13 protein-coding genes are annotated in these 13,446 nt (G+C 55.8%); 3 read left to right on the top strand and 10 right to left on the bottom strand.

The genetic code is table 11. The annotated features are described in order from the left end of the window. Positions 1–68: 68 nt before the first annotated feature. Positions 69–407, bottom strand: coding sequence for a hypothetical protein (locus tag ES815_RS16780; RefSeq protein WP_142488822.1), 339 nt, complete (start codon positions 405–407; stop codon positions 69–71). Positions 408–1,767: 1,360 nt separating this feature from the next. On the opposite strand from ES815_RS16780, the gene rimO reads away from it, so the two are divergent. Beyond that, complete coding sequence (gene rimO / locus ES815_RS16775; protein WP_370649935.1) at positions 1,768–3,075, top strand: 30S ribosomal protein S12 methylthiotransferase RimO; 1,308 nt, start codon at positions 1,768–1,770, stop codon at positions 3,073–3,075. Positions 3,076–3,157: 82 nt separating this feature from the next. On the opposite strand, the gene ES815_RS16770 is transcribed toward rimO, so the two are convergent. The 8 genes from ES815_RS16770 to ES815_RS16735 form a co-directional block, all read right to left on the bottom strand. Then, positions 3,158–4,168 carry an SIS domain-containing protein gene (locus ES815_RS16770; RefSeq protein WP_142488820.1) on the bottom strand — a complete coding sequence of 337 codons (1,011 nt, stop codon included), beginning with the start codon at positions 4,166–4,168 and terminating at the stop codon, positions 3,158–3,160. Between the two features lie 12 nt (positions 4,169–4,180). Then, positions 4,181–5,242, bottom strand: a complete 1,062-nt coding sequence (locus ES815_RS16765) for an SIS domain-containing protein (RefSeq protein ID WP_142488819.1) — start codon at positions 5,240–5,242, stop codon at positions 4,181–4,183. Between the two features lie 12 nt (positions 5,243–5,254). Next, positions 5,255–6,100: a PTS system mannose/fructose/sorbose family transporter subunit IID gene (locus ES815_RS16760; protein WP_142488818.1), complete on the bottom strand. Its 846-nt coding sequence runs from the start codon at positions 6,098–6,100 to the stop codon at positions 5,255–5,257. Then, positions 6,081–6,857, bottom strand: coding sequence for a PTS mannose/fructose/sorbose/N-acetylgalactosamine transporter subunit IIC (locus ES815_RS16755; protein WP_142488817.1), 777 nt, complete (start codon positions 6,855–6,857; stop codon positions 6,081–6,083). The genes ES815_RS16760 and ES815_RS16755 overlap by 20 nt, the downstream gene beginning before the upstream one ends. A 16-nt stretch (positions 6,858–6,873) precedes the next feature. Then, on the bottom strand, positions 6,874–7,344 hold the full coding sequence (locus ES815_RS16750; RefSeq protein ID WP_142488816.1) for a PTS sugar transporter subunit IIB: 471 nt from the start codon (positions 7,342–7,344) through the stop codon (positions 6,874–6,876). A gap of 15 nt (positions 7,345–7,359) precedes the next feature. Then, positions 7,360–7,782, bottom strand: coding sequence for a PTS sugar transporter subunit IIA (locus ES815_RS16745; protein ID WP_142488815.1), 423 nt, complete (start codon positions 7,780–7,782; stop codon positions 7,360–7,362). A gap of 95 nt (positions 7,783–7,877) precedes the next feature. After that, positions 7,878–10,640, bottom strand: coding sequence for a sigma 54-interacting transcriptional regulator (locus ES815_RS16740; RefSeq protein WP_142488814.1), 2,763 nt, complete (start codon positions 10,638–10,640; stop codon positions 7,878–7,880). 210 nt (positions 10,641–10,850) lie between these two features. Next, positions 10,851–11,288 carry a GNAT family N-acetyltransferase gene (locus ES815_RS16735; protein ID WP_142488813.1) on the bottom strand — a complete coding sequence of 146 codons (438 nt, stop codon included), beginning with the start codon at positions 11,286–11,288 and terminating at the stop codon, positions 10,851–10,853. Between the two features lie 78 nt (positions 11,289–11,366). Between ES815_RS16735 and ES815_RS16730 the strand changes: the two genes are divergently transcribed. Both ES815_RS16730 and ES815_RS16725 read left to right on the top strand, forming a co-directional pair. Next, positions 11,367–12,044: a type 1 glutamine amidotransferase domain-containing protein gene (locus ES815_RS16730; protein ID WP_142488812.1), complete on the top strand. Its 678-nt coding sequence runs from the start codon at positions 11,367–11,369 to the stop codon at positions 12,042–12,044. Between the two features lie 112 nt (positions 12,045–12,156). Then, positions 12,157–12,897 (top strand): nitroreductase family protein, encoded by a 741-nt coding sequence (locus ES815_RS16725; RefSeq protein ID WP_142488811.1) that lies wholly within the window; start codon positions 12,157–12,159, stop codon positions 12,895–12,897. Between the two features lie 99 nt (positions 12,898–12,996). On the opposite strand, the gene ES815_RS16720 is transcribed toward ES815_RS16725, so the two are convergent. Continuing rightward, on the bottom strand, positions 12,997–13,386 hold the full coding sequence (locus ES815_RS16720) for a hypothetical protein (protein WP_138369515.1): 390 nt from the start codon (positions 13,384–13,386) through the stop codon (positions 12,997–12,999). Positions 13,387–13,446: the final 60 nt, after the last annotated feature.

Below are 13,446 nucleotides of genomic sequence, written 5' to 3'. Positions count from 1 at the left end.
GTTGAAAAGTTCGTTAAATATGGAAAATTAAATGAGGAAGTATTTTATATCACCTGATTTTTAATGAGTTAATCATTGAAGTCTGATGTGCCGACCTTATCAAATAAAGTATGCTCAGTAGTATCCTGATACGCGGTAGCTACTGCCGCGCCAGCACCTGTCGTATAAAATTTCCCATTAGTTGCGTGTGCCGTCATTACATCGGATTGCTCTTTCATCACTTGATCCATCGTATCGTCGGTGTATGAATCGTTAGTCGAAATGTCATCCGCCTGGTGTTGTTTTGATACGACAGATTCAGCTGGTTCCGGAGAGTGTGACATATCCTCTGTAAACATGGGCCAAAAATACAAAACGGTCTTGTAAAGGACTGCTCCAGCCACGACGAACAAAACGACGAGTTCCATGTATTGCTCCACTTGGTGTGTTGATATAATTAATAATACACCATGAAAAAACGATGTTAAGGGGTAAAAGCATACCGATTTTTGCTGAGCCAGTATGCCTACTGCCTCCCCATCTTTAAAACTCCCCTTCAGATCTATTTTTACGTCAACGTCAGCGCGAAACTTTACGAATACGCAGACATCCACCCCATTCCATGCCCTCAGAAAAAAGCCAGAAGAATTACGGTTCAGTACTTGATGAACATCACAATTACGCCTAAAAACTGGCATCCTTTAAAGCCAAAACCCTCCCATTTTTAGGAGGTTAGTAATGGCTGCACTGTGCAGTACTATTTATCTCCCATTTTGCCGTACAAATGGTTCTTTTCATTTAGTTGTCCATGCATACATATAAAGATCTCTAATGATTTTGCACCTCTAAAAATGATGGAATAGAAATGAATCGGTTAAGATTAACTCTTTTGTTATCTGCCTTTGCATCATCCGTTGCTTATGCGGAATGCTCAAGTGATTACTGGCACAGCACATGCAAATACGATAACGGCAACATAATAACTATTTCGAGAAACGGAGATATAACAGAACTCACAGGGCATAACATAAAAAGTGGGGCTCGATGGGAAGAACGTACAAGAATATGGGGAGACGATGTCATTAGAAAAGGTACTGCTGCAAATGGTGCCCGGTGGCGTGAAACAAAACATAGTAAAGGTAATGGTCAGTATCAGGTTTCCGGTGTAGACGCGAGCGGCAACTCTTATAAGTACGATTGTACTGCAGCGGATTGCATTAACAGTTATTAATACTTAGTTCCCTAACAGTACTGAATCCTAATCAACAAACCCCAAACGGTTCAGTACTGGTAGAGATGTTCGATTTGATTTCGTTTCTGATTCTTCTGTCCAACGGATAAACATCAGGATAGATAGCATCCGATCGGTAGGGTTGCTTTTAATGGACTGCTTATTATAAATCTTCTTATCCATCCCTGTGATAATTGTTAAATCTAACCCAATGATTGCAACAAATAGTTAAGCGCCTCATCCACGTAATCACGTGACAGGCGATCCAGGTTCCCGCAGTATAGGTTTGAGTCTGAAGAAATAGCCCCCGCTTTTAACAGCGTCGATAAAATCACCTACTTTACCCTTTCGGTTTTTTCCACGAAAAGCACTCAATCCTGGCTCAATGACTTCAACCACTTCCAGTTTATGTTCAGCAGCATATGCCCGTGCAGCCGCTACCAGCCTGGTTCGCGTCCTTCCCTTTTCCTGAAGGCCTGATGACCACCTGATATAGCTGTAGAGTTGAGGCATGATGTATACTCCGCGTTTTCCTGAGCAATGTATTGTATAAAATTATGGCAAAGATTGGATTTATATCATTGGGTTGTCCAAAAAACCTGGTGGATTCCGAACGTATCCTGACCGAACTTCGCACTGAAGGCTATGACGTCGTACCCAGCTACGACAATGCCGACATGGTGATCGTTAACACCTGCGGCTTTATTGATAGCGCCGTGCAGGAGTCTCTGGAAGCCATCGGTGAAGCACTCACCGAAAACGGCAAGGTGATTGTCACCGGTTGTCTGGGCGCCAAAGTCGATCAAATCCGCGAAGTTCACCCTAAGGTGCTGGAAATCACCGGTCCACACAGCTATGAGCAGGTGCTGGAACATGTGCATCACTATGTGCCAAAACCAAAGCATAATCCGTTCCTGAGCCTGGTGCCGGAACAGGGCGTGAAGCTGACTCCGCGTCACTATGCGTACTTAAAAATTTCCGAAGGCTGCAACCATCGCTGCACCTTCTGCATTATCCCGTCCATGCGTGGCGATCTGGTGAGTCGTCCGATTGGCGAAGTGCTGGCCGAAGCCAAACGTCTGGCCGATGCGGGCGTGAAAGAGCTGCTGGTGATCTCCCAGGACACCTCCGCTTACGGCGTGGACGTGAAACACCGCTCCGGCTTCCACAACGGCGAGCCGGTGAAAACCAGCATGGTCGGCCTGTGCGAACAGCTCGCTAAGCTGGGTATCTGGACGCGTCTGCATTACGTTTACCCGTACCCGCACGTGGACGACGTGATCCCGCTGATGGCGGAAGGCAAAATCCTGCCGTACCTGGACATCCCGCTGCAGCACGCCAGTCCGCGTATTCTGAAGCTGATGAAGCGCCCAGGCTCCGTTGACCGCCAGCTGGCGCGCATCAAGCAGTGGCGTGAGATCTGCCCGGATCTGACCCTGCGCTCCACCTTTATCGTCGGCTTCCCGGGTGAAACCGAAGAAGACTTCCAGATGCTGCTCGACTTCCTGGTTGAAGCGCGTCTGGACCGCGTGGGCTGCTTCAAGTACAGCCCGGTTGAAGGCGCGACCGCCAACGAACTGGCGGATCAGGTGCCGGAAGAGGTGAAAGAGGAACGCTGGAACCGCTTCATGCAGCTGCAACAGCGGATCTCTGCTGAACGTCTGCAGGAAAAAGTGGGCCGCGAAATTCTGGTGATCGTTGACGAAGTGGACGAAGAAGGCGCGATTGGCCGCAGCATGGCAGATGCCCCGGAAATCGACGGCGCGGTCTACCTGAATGGCGAAACCAAGGTGAAACCGGGTGATATCGTGCGCGTGAAGGTTGAAAACGCCGACGAGTATGACCTGTGGGGTACGCGGGTTTAATCGACTCTGTGCATAATGCCTGATGGCGCTGCGCTTATCAGGCATACGAAAAAGGGGACTTTACGTCCCCTTTTTTATTTCATTAGTACTCGAACTGCCGGTAATAACGGCGAATATCCAGACTGTGGCCGGTGTAGTGCTCGAAATGGGCAGCCAGACGGTCCACCAGCAAGGTTGAGATCACGCACGGCGCCAGCAGCCAGCGGAACTCATCATCAATCCCCGCCAGCGCGTATTCACGCGGATCAAACACCACCAGGTTATCGGTAATTTTGGCCGCAAAACGCTCCACGCGATCGTCCAGCGCCCGGCATTTGCCCTCACCTTTCACCAGGAACAGCGGGACATCTTTCTCCAGCAGCTCCAGCGTGCCGTGGAAAAACTCCGCAGACGAGACCGACTTAGTGCGCTTCCACTGCATCTCCTCCAGAATACACATCGAGAAGAGATAGACTTCGCCCCACATCTCCGCGCCGCCAATCCACATCATATAGTCGGCATTATGATATTTTTTTGCGATCGCGTCGGCCTGCGGATCAAATTGTTTTTTGGCGTTCAGGAGATTCTCAGGTAACAGCTCCAGCTGGCTGGCAAAGCGATCATAGTTTTCAAATTCCCCGTTACCCTGTACCAGGCGGAAGAATACCCAGTACAGCAGCATGTACTCATATTCCACGCCGTTTTTGTGCCGCATCGGAATATGCCAGGTGGCGGCGTTTGCCAGCGGGGAATCGCTGTTTTTGGTGATCGCCACCACGCGGATCCCCTGGGCCTTGCACCATTCGGCAATCGCCACCGACTCTTTGGTATCACCCGATTTCGAGAGGGTAATCACTACGGAATCTTTATTTAAGCGTTTATGTCCGGCATGAATTAATTCCGCCGCCTGCTCAAGGTAAACCGGCATTTCGGTTATTTCCCGGGCGAAGGCGTTCATCGCCATCATCGGCGCTAACGAGCCTCCTACCGAGGCGAAAAATAACGTGCTGAAGCCCTGCTGAATAATCTCGTCAGCAACCTGTTCCGCCTGTTTGCGCGCAGCAACAATCTCACGAGCACTGGTCAGGTACTCGTCCTGATTAAAACCTAACATAGTCATTCTCCTTTAGATTTTACTTTTTAAAACCCGATCGAAGTCGTCGAAAATACGCACCGAGAGATCGATGCCTTTGGCGCAGGCGGTACGCCAGGCCAGAATCTGGAAGGGGACAATCAGCAGCAGCGGCGAGAGCAGATGCGGCAGGCGGCAGTTCAGCGCCAGGGTATCCGGCCCCTCCTCGCCCGTCAGGGTGATCAGAAACGCCCGCTTCACCGCTGGGGTCATATAGTCCCGGAGCGCCCGCAGGCGCGGGTTTGGCGCGTCCTCAATAAAGAACATCACATGCTCAGCGTTGGCTTCCAGATAAGGGCCATGCATGTAGGCCTCCAGCTCAAAGCCGCCGGACGGCATCCGCACCGTTTCGGTGAACTTGGTCTCAAACTCTTTCGCCACCCCGGTCAGGGCCCCTTCGCCGATGGCGACAAAGCGCGTCCCGGCCTGCAGTTCCTGAACGTGCCGCTCGAAAAAGGCCTCGGTGCGGGCGATAGTGTCGGGGATCGCTCCCGCCAGCTGGTGCAGCGCCGCCAGATAGTCGTCCGTTTCCCGCTCATCGATCTGCTGTTGCGCCCGGGCGATAGTCAGCGCGACCAGCAGCAGATTCAGTACCGTGGCGCTAAAGCCACGGGTCACGAAGCCCACCTTCTCAATCCCGGTATGGATATCCAGCACATGGTCGCAGCGGCGGCCTATCGGGCTGTCCGGATCCGAGGTCAGGGCAAACACCGGCAGCCCGGCGGCCTGCACCTTCTCCATCGCCGCCAGCGTCGAGGCGCTTTTCCCGCTCTGGGAAACCACCAGCACCATGTCGGTGTGCGGGTCGATAGCTTCATAGTGGACAAAGTTGTACGGCTCTTTGATCTCCACCAGCACGCCAAAACGGTGTTCAAAGAAGTAGCGCGCGCATAGCGCCGCGTTCAGCGAGGAACCGGTCGCCAGCACCAGCAGGCGGCGCACCGGATGCTGGCGGGCAAAAGCCTCCACGGACGCCAGATGCTGCGGGTACGCGTTGAGGATCTCTGCCAGCGCCGCGGGCTGTTCTTCGATATAGGTCATCATTGTCGGTTGCATCGTTATCTCCGCTTAAAACAGGCCAATCCACGAACCCAGAATCCCCACCAGCGCCATGCCCCCGATAATGGTGAGCGGTTTAACCTTGCGCCCCAGCAGCCAGTAGACAATCCCGAAGCTGATGAGCGGCAGCAGGCAGGGCATGATGTTGTTGATGATGTCCTGAACGCCGGTTTTCGCCTCCCCCGCGCCGAAGGAGATGGGGATGGTGATGTTGATCATCGAGGCGGCCATCGCCCCCACCACCATCAGCCCGATAATCGACGCCCCGTAGGTGAGGCTCTCCATCATTCCGCTCTTCTGAACCCGATGGAGCACCCCGGTGCCGAGCACGTAGCCCCAGCGGGTAAAGAGCCAGCGCACCAGAATGTGCGGCACGTTAAACACCAGCAGGAACAGGATGGGCCCCAGGATGTTGCCCTGCAGGGCGAGGCTGGTGCCGATACCGGTGGCAATCAGGCGCAGCGTTCCCCAGAAGAAGGAGTCTCCCAGCCCGGCCAGCGGCCCCATCAGGGACGCCTTGACGTTGTCAATCGCCGTGCCGTCCATCTCCTGCTGCTGGCTGTTTTTCTCCTCCATCGCCGTGGTGATGCCGAGCAGCAGGGTGACGATATGCGGCGTGGTGTTGAAGAACACCAGGTGGCGTTTTAACGCCGCGGCCAGCTCTGCCTTTTGCGGGTAGAGCTTTTTCAGTACCGGGATCAGGGCATACACGAACGCAAGGTTCATCTGCCGCTCATAGTTCCAGGAAAACTCCATCTGGAACGACCGCCAGAATACCCGGCGCAGATCGCGTGCGTTGATGACATTCTCATCCTGCACCTGAGGCAGGGTCTCTTCAGAAATCTTCGTCGTCATCGCTGACTCCTTGATCGGTCGTTGGACGAGGGGCGTTACGTGCAGTCGTGTTAACCATCACCACCGCCACAATGGCACCGAGAATGGCGATACCGGTGACGGGTATTTTCAGGTACGCCATCAGGGCAAAGCCGAGGAAGAAAAAGGGCGCCACTTTTTTGTTGATCAGCAGCCGGGCGAGCATCGCGAAGCCCAGCGCCGGAATGATCCCCGTCGCCACGCTTAGCCCGTGCTTAATAAACTCCGGGATGGCATCCAGTAAGGATTTCACCGCGCTGCTGCCCACCAGGAAGGAGATGGTGACCACCGCCGCCAGCATCAGCGACAGGCCAAATCCGGCGATAAGGTGCATCCGCTCAATGCCGCGGGTATCCGCCTGGTCGGCATAGCCGTCGGCTTTCTGGCTGAGCATCGGGATAAACATGCCGAGATAGACGTTCTTCAGCACCAGGGTCAGGGTGGCAATCGGCAGGCCGAGCAGCAGCGCCGTTTCCGTTCCCGCCCCGGAGGTGATGGCAAACGCCACCCCCAGCACCCCGCCGGTGACCACATCTGGCGGAATAGACGCCCCCACTGAAAACGACCCGATAAACGCCAGCTCCAGCGTCGCCCCCATAATCACGCCCGTCTGCACATCGCCTAACACCAGCCCGGTTAATAATCCGGTGACAATCGGCCGGGAGAGCAGCGAGGTGCCCAGGGCATATTCCGACTGGGCGATAAACGCCACCAGCCCGAGTAAAAGTGCCTCTACCATAGTGAGTCCTCAGGAATTACAGCGATTCCGCTAATAACTGTTTGCGATCGTTAGGCACCTGGCGTATTTCGATCTCCACGCCGTTGCCGACCAGCTGAGTGAGTTTTTCTATTTCGTCCGGCAGCAAATTGATGGCCTTTGAAATATTCCGCGCCCCCTCCTTCGCTTTAACGCCGCCGAGATTGATGCTCTTAATTCCGTCTACCGCCGAGGCTAAACGCCAGGCATCCTCCACTGACTCCACCACGATAAACAGGTTGTATTTATCGGTGACGCCGCTTTTGATGGCTTCAATCGAGTCGTTGATATTTTTAATCACCAGCTTGACCGCAGGCGGCTTGGCCAGCTTGATGGTGGTTTTTCGCAGTTCATCGTTGGGCACGCTGTCGTTGGCAATTAAGATGCAATCCGCCCCGACATATTGCGTCCAGGAAAAAGCCACCTGGCCGTGTAATAAGCGGTGGTCAACACGCAGTAACGTAATCATTATTATTCCTCCTGTTCAGAAGTCTTTATCCGCCTGTACCGCACTGGCAATGGTGTGGTTGCAATACTGAATACTTTCCCGGGCGCTTAATAACGCGTCCTGAATTAATTTTTCGGTATCCTGTTCATCCGCGGAAATAAGCAGACCGATGACCAGCGGCAAATTAAGCCCGGCGATCAGATGAAAATTCGGCTGATGCAGATAGCGGATAAATTCGTTATTGACGCTGCCGGCAAAAATATCGGTGATCGCAATCACCTCATCCTGGGCGGGTAGCCCGGCGAGCAGCTCATCCACCTGCCCGGTGACGTCCTGGTGCTCGTCGACATAGGCGCAGAGGGTATAGATGTCCTGCTGCTTGCCGAGGATCAGCTCGACCGAGTCGAGTACCCCGCGGGCTAAGGTGCCGTGACTGGCAAATATGTAATGTCGTTTCATCCTGTCCTCGAATGCTCATTCCACTTACCAGACAGAGATTGCAACCCACGTGCCAGGAAAAAGTGGCGCGTGGGCGATGAGGAGAGAGGGGGAGATTAAAACTCTTGATCTGCCTGAATAAATTCCGTTTCGAGGGTCAGAATATTGTGGATGTAACAGAGCTCGACAACCGGGATTTTGACACTATAACTGCTCTCAATGACACTAAAGGCCTGGCGCAGTAGCGCCAGCTCGCTTTCAGGACACTGTCGCCCGGCGTAGGTGGTGGGCGAGGCATTGCGGATCAGCCGTTCAATCAGACAGCTGATGTGGACATAGAGCGCCACCTTGCGTTCGTTCTGCACCTGACAGCCCGCCAGATGCTCATAGCGGAAGACAAACTGCTCCACCTGGTTGATCACTTTGGTGGTATCGAGAATGGTCACCGACTCAATCACCCGCCGCAGGGAGAAATTCTTCAGCAGCAGATTGTTGATCTCCGCCACCTGTTCCTCCGTGGCGATATCGCCAAAGATGCGCATCAGCGGCCGCGTCCCCTCCCCGGCAATCAGTGAATCCAGCGAGATCCAGGGCACATCCGGCACCTGCGGATCGAAAGTGCCGACAATCGCCAGCATGTCGTAGCGGTTAAAGGCCACCGCCCGCTCTTGCGCGTCGCTGAGCATCTCGTAGTCGCAGGCGATAATCTCAATCCCCAACGCCTCCGGGATGCTGGCCTTCAGCAGATGGCAGAGGTTGGCCGCCGCGCCGATCCCGGTGATGCAGGTGGTGAGAATAACCCGGGGTTTACTGGCCTGCGGCCAGAAGAGCTGGTGCTCCACCGGCAAATCGCTGCCGATCTCGCTGGCAATATCCTCGATGTGATGCCCCTGCAGGATACGCTCCCCGACGTACAGCGCCATGCTGGTAGACACATTGTTCACAATCGCCACCGGGGTAGAGACGCGGCGCTGGAAGTGGCTGTGGATGGCATTCAACGAACCCATATCCACCAGGATCATCAGCCCGGACGCCAGGGCGTTGCTTTCGATGTAGTGCATCACCTGCTGGGCAATCGCCTCCGGCGTGACGTCCAGCGGCATATCAAAAGATTCAAACACCGTCTGTTTCAGCAGGCGGTTCGCCACGTTGGCAATGCTGCTGGCGGTGGCGTAGCCGTGGGCGAGGATCACCGCCCGCGTCACCTGGGTCTGGCTCACCGCCCCGGATTTATGCAGCCACAGCACCAGCAGCAGGGCGTCGATGCGCTGGGCCTCGATATCGAGCTTTTGCGTCAGGGCGGCGATCATCGCCTGGCAAAAGCGGTACAGCAGGGGGTACTTTTGTGCCAGAAAATCATCCAGCAGCCGGACCCGCTCCTGGCTCAGGGAAGAGAGTGCGCTCCGGGCGCGATGCACCAGATAGTGGCTCAGGGCGTAGATGCCATTGCCGTTAAACTGGACGTTGAACTGCTGCTCCAGCCGGTAAAATTCCTCCCGCACCTGCTGGGTGGTGAGCTGTAAGATCGGCGAGGCGGAGGTATCCCGGTGGTGAAACACCAGCCTGTCGAACAGGGTTTCGATCTCCTCCCCCATCCGCCGGTGGACCTCCTCCCAGCCCGAGCGACCGCTGAGCACCTCTTCGTACAGGGCCAGGACCTGACACTGGGTATCGTGGATCATCCCCTGGGTGCGATCGTGGGCGCGAAGCAGCCAAAGGAGGTTGGTCTCCGGCTCGATGGTCAGCGGCTCTTCCGCGACGGGGGCGTCGCTCATCAGCGGGATCGCGGCCAGCACCTTCTCCGGCAGATCCTGAATAGTGACGCCAATCGCCGCCTGCCCCCTTTGCCTGGCCCAGGCGGCGGCGACCGCATACCTGACCACGTTTTTCAGCTCGCCGACGTTGCCGCGATAGAGCGCGTGATGCAGCACCTGGCGCAGACGCGGGGTCAGGTTCAGGCGTGCGTCCAGCTTTTGCGCCTCCCGCCAGAAGAACTGGAGGATCAGCGCCTCTTTCTCCTGACGGGAGCGCGCCTGCAGGTCGGGCAACGTGACCAGGATTGGAATGCGGCGCAGGAAGGTGGTTAAAAAGGTGCTGTGCAGCTCCTCGGTGGTGGCGAAGACCAGCCGCGTGCGGATGGGGCGACCCTGAGCGGTTTCCCCTACCCGGTAGATCTCCTTCCGGTCAAGCCAGGTAAAGAGTTTCTCCTGGCCCTCGGCGTTCAGGCGATGCACCTCGTCGAGAAACAGCATCCCGCCGTCGGCGGCTTCGAATGCCCCCTGCTTATCGGTCTGCGCCCCGGTAAAGGCCCCTTTCACGTAGCCGAACAGGTTAGCCGCCAGCAGCTCCGGATTGCTGGCGTATTGGGCGCAGTTAAAGCTGACAAAGGGGGCATCGTCCGCCAGCAGCCCCTGGGAGATGGCGAAGGCGTGCATCAGGTTCGCCATATAGCTTTTGCCGGTGCCGCTGTCGCCGGTGATCAGCAGCGGCAGGCCGCCATCGGGATAGAAGAGCGCGGTTTTCAGCTGGGCAATGGCCTTTTTCAGGCTGCCGTCATGACCGATGAGAAGAGAAAAGTGATCCGGCGGCTCCTGCCCGCTGTCGCCGTCGTTGAGCAGCTGGGCGATGCTGTCGTATTCATTCCCGGCCAGGCCGAAAAACTGCTGGCTGAAGGCTTTTTTGTGCAGGAAGTAGACCGGGCGAGTATTGATTTTGACCAGCTCTCCCTGGGCCACCAGCTGGTTCAGATAGTGGCTGGCGGTATTGCGCTTGAGGTCGAACCGCTCTGCGAGGTAGCGGGCGGTAAAGACCTCGCTCAGGTTTTCCGGGTCGAAAAAATCGGTCTGATTGGCGAGGAAGGTCAGGATTTCGTTGCGCATGGTGTATCCCACGTCTGAAGTGTCGTGGGGGTATGATGCCCGCAAAGCTGCGGGTGAAGGGAGCGCGACGGCGGGTTATGTGCGCTTTTGTGGGGGAGTGCACAGAATGCCTGAGGGGGAAACAGGCTGCACCGGGGCAACATTGCCGGGTGGCGGCTGCGCCTTACCCGGCCTACGAACTGAATGGAGAAGGGCCGACCGTGCAAATGACTAAATCGTAATCCGGTAGCGAACGTAATCATCCACCACTGCCAGCTGGTCATACAGCGCCCGGGCCGGATTGCCTGTCCGGGTCACCCAGTAGACCTTCGACCACGCCTTTTGCCGTGCCTCGTCAATAATGCCCTCAATCAACGCCCTGCCCGCCCCCTTGCCGCGCGCCGCTTCATCGACAAACAGATCTTCCAGATAGCACAGCGGCCGGGTCACCCAGGTGCCTTCATGCAGCACGCAGATGGCAAAGCCCACCACACCTTGTTCGGTTTCTGCCAGGCGGCAAAACAGGCCGGAATCCGGGGATAAGACCCGCCGCCAGGTCGTCAGGGTCACCGCCTCATCGAGATCAGTGCCGAAAAAATGGAGATACCCCTTCCACAATCTTAACCATGCGTCGTAATCGTCCGCCTGCGCTTCACGCACCTCTACCATCGTTGTTACTCCTTGTTCTTACTCGCGCCCTCGGGAAACAGGCTACTTTTATAACTCTTAACATCACCGGAGATAACAATGAAAGTCTTAATGGTTCTCACCTCTCACAGTGACCTGGGCAATACCGGTAAGAAAACGGGCTTCTGGCTGGAAGAGTTCGCCGCCCCGTATTACATCTTCAAAGATGCGGGAGCCGAAGTGGTGCTGGCCTCCCCGGCGGGCGGTCAGCCGCCGCTGGATCCCAAAAGTGATTCCGCTGACTTCCAGACCGAACTGACCCAGCGCTTCAAAGCCGATCCGGCGGCTCAACATGAACTCGCCAACACCCTGAAGCTCGACAGCGTGCGTCAGGAGGATTTCGACACCGTCTTCTACCCTGGCGGCCACGGCCCGCTGTGGGATCTGGCCGAATCCCGGACCTCCATCGCCCTGATTGAAGCCTTCAACCGCGCCGGTAAACCGACGGGCTTCGTCTGCCATGCCCCGGGCGTGCTGCGCCACGTGGAGGCCGCTTCTGGCGAACCGCTGGTCAAGGGCCGTCAGGTGACCGGCTTTACCAACGGCGAAGAGGCCGACGTCGAGCTGACCGATATCGTCCCGTTCCTGGTGGAAGATGAGCTAATCGCCCTGGGGGCTCACTACCAGAAAGGCCCGAACTGGGGATCTTATATTGTCGAAGACGGCACGCTTATCACCGGGCAGAACCCGGCCAGCTCCGAAGATGTCGCCAAAGCGTTAGTAAAAGCGCTGCGCTAACCCCTCCGCCCGGCCGCTGGTCGGGCAACCCCCTCCTGTGCTTATCGCATAGAGTGTTAAATGCAAAACGTTGCCGGGCTGTTAGGCTTTTGCGATTTACACCGGAGATGCTATGAACACCATTATTGACCTGTTTAACGACCATAAAAGCGAGCGCAGTTTTACCGATCACGCCATTGATGACGCCACGCTGGAACGCATTATCAGCACCGCGTACCGCGCCCCTACCTCCGTCCATTCCCAGCAGGTGTCGGTCATCGTCACCCGCGATGCCGAAAAGCGGGCGCAGATCGCACAGATCGCTGGTGGCCAGCCGTGGATTGCCAAAGCCCCGGTGTTTATCACCTTTGTGCTGGATATGTACAAAACCGAGGTTGGCATGAAGCTGGCGGGCAAGGAGCAGGTGGCGCATCAGAGTATTGAGAGCATTGTGGCAGGCGCGACCGACGTGGGGATCGCCCTGGGCTCAGTGATGGCGGCGGCCCGTTCCGAAGGGTTAGGGATCGTGCCGATTGGCGGGATCCGTCTGCGCCCACAGGAGCTGATTGAGCTGCTCGACCTGCCGGAACACACCTTCCCGGTGGCGGGCGTAGTGATCGGTCACGTCGATGTGCCTTCGCATCACAAACCGCGTCTGCCGCTGGACACCTTCCGCCACGACGAAGCCTACGTCACCGACGGGCTGGAAGCGAAAATCACCCGCTACAATCAGCAGATGACCGAACACTGGCAGGCTATTGATCGTAATGACGGCGATACCTGGAGTGAAAGCGTGAGCGGGTATTACCAGCACATTTACTTCCCGGAAGTGCTTCCGGCTCTGATTAAACAGGGCTTTGGCGTCGATAAGTAACGTAGAAAATGCCCGGCGGCGCTGCGCTTGCGCGGGCCTACGGGTTAAGTGCCTTTTGTAGGCCGGGTAAGCGCAGCGCCACCCGGCAAAATGCCTGAATCAGGTCGGCATCGAGAAGGTGGTGACCTTGTTGGTCTGCGGATCGATAGAGATAATGCAGATGGCGAAGTTGCCGCCAAAACGGTCTTTACGATCGGAAATGCGCAGGTTATAGGTCTCGGAGAAAGAGGTATAGCCCGAAGAGTTGGTCTCGTTCAGCTTGAAGCCAACAATCTGTTCAAAATAGTCGCGGGATTTACCCACGCTGGTCTTGCACTGTTCATTGGTAATGGTGCCGGACTGTTTTGCCGCCGCCGCAGTTTGCGTGCCGGTAGAAGATTTCGGCGTCAGGGCCGAATTGACCGCTTTCATCCCGTCACTCATGTTTTTCTGGAAATCGGCGCAAGAGGTAGACAGTAAAACCATGCCGCATAAAAGGAGCTTTTTCATTGTAATCCTTACAATATTTAACGTTATTCAACCATTAATCATTATAATTTTTACAAATAG

Origin of the sequence: Leclercia adecarboxylata, assembly GCF_006874705.1 — a bacterium.
In the GTDB taxonomy this organism is placed as follows: Bacteria; Pseudomonadota; Gammaproteobacteria; order Enterobacterales; family Enterobacteriaceae; genus Enterobacter; species Enterobacter adecarboxylatus_C.
The sequence above is the reverse complement of the archived record's forward strand: the minus strand, read 5'-3'. Positions and strand labels throughout refer to the sequence as shown.

Coding starts and splice junctions, on each gene's coding strand:
- ES815_RS16780 (WP_142488822.1), bottom strand. CDS start 407: ATGGAACTCGTCGTTTTGTTCGTCGTGGCTGGAGCAGTCCTTTACAAG.
- rimO (WP_370649935.1), top strand. CDS start 1,768: ATGGCAAAGATTGGATTTATATCATTGGGTTGTCCAAAAAACCTGGTG.
- ES815_RS16770 (WP_142488820.1), bottom strand. CDS start 4,168: ATGTTAGGTTTTAATCAGGACGAGTACCTGACCAGTGCTCGTGAGATT.
- ES815_RS16765 (WP_142488819.1), bottom strand. CDS start 5,242: ATGCAACCGACAATGATGACCTATATCGAAGAACAGCCCGCGGCGCTG.
- ES815_RS16760 (WP_142488818.1), bottom strand. CDS start 6,100: ATGACGACGAAGATTTCTGAAGAGACCCTGCCTCAGGTGCAGGATGAG.
- ES815_RS16755 (WP_142488817.1), bottom strand. CDS start 6,857: ATGGTAGAGGCACTTTTACTCGGGCTGGTGGCGTTTATCGCCCAGTCG.
- ES815_RS16750 (WP_142488816.1), bottom strand. CDS start 7,344: ATGATTACGTTACTGCGTGTTGACCACCGCTTATTACACGGCCAGGTG.
- ES815_RS16745 (WP_142488815.1), bottom strand. CDS start 7,782: ATGAAACGACATTACATATTTGCCAGTCACGGCACCTTAGCCCGCGGG.
- ES815_RS16740 (WP_142488814.1), bottom strand. CDS start 10,640: ATGCGCAACGAAATCCTGACCTTCCTCGCCAATCAGACCGATTTTTTC.
- ES815_RS16735 (WP_142488813.1), bottom strand. CDS start 11,288: ATGGTAGAGGTGCGTGAAGCGCAGGCGGACGATTACGACGCATGGTTA.
- ES815_RS16730 (WP_142488812.1), top strand. CDS start 11,367: ATGAAAGTCTTAATGGTTCTCACCTCTCACAGTGACCTGGGCAATACC.
- ES815_RS16725 (WP_142488811.1), top strand. CDS start 12,157: ATGAACACCATTATTGACCTGTTTAACGACCATAAAAGCGAGCGCAGT.
- ES815_RS16720 (WP_138369515.1), bottom strand. CDS start 13,386: ATGAAAAAGCTCCTTTTATGCGGCATGGTTTTACTGTCTACCTCTTGC.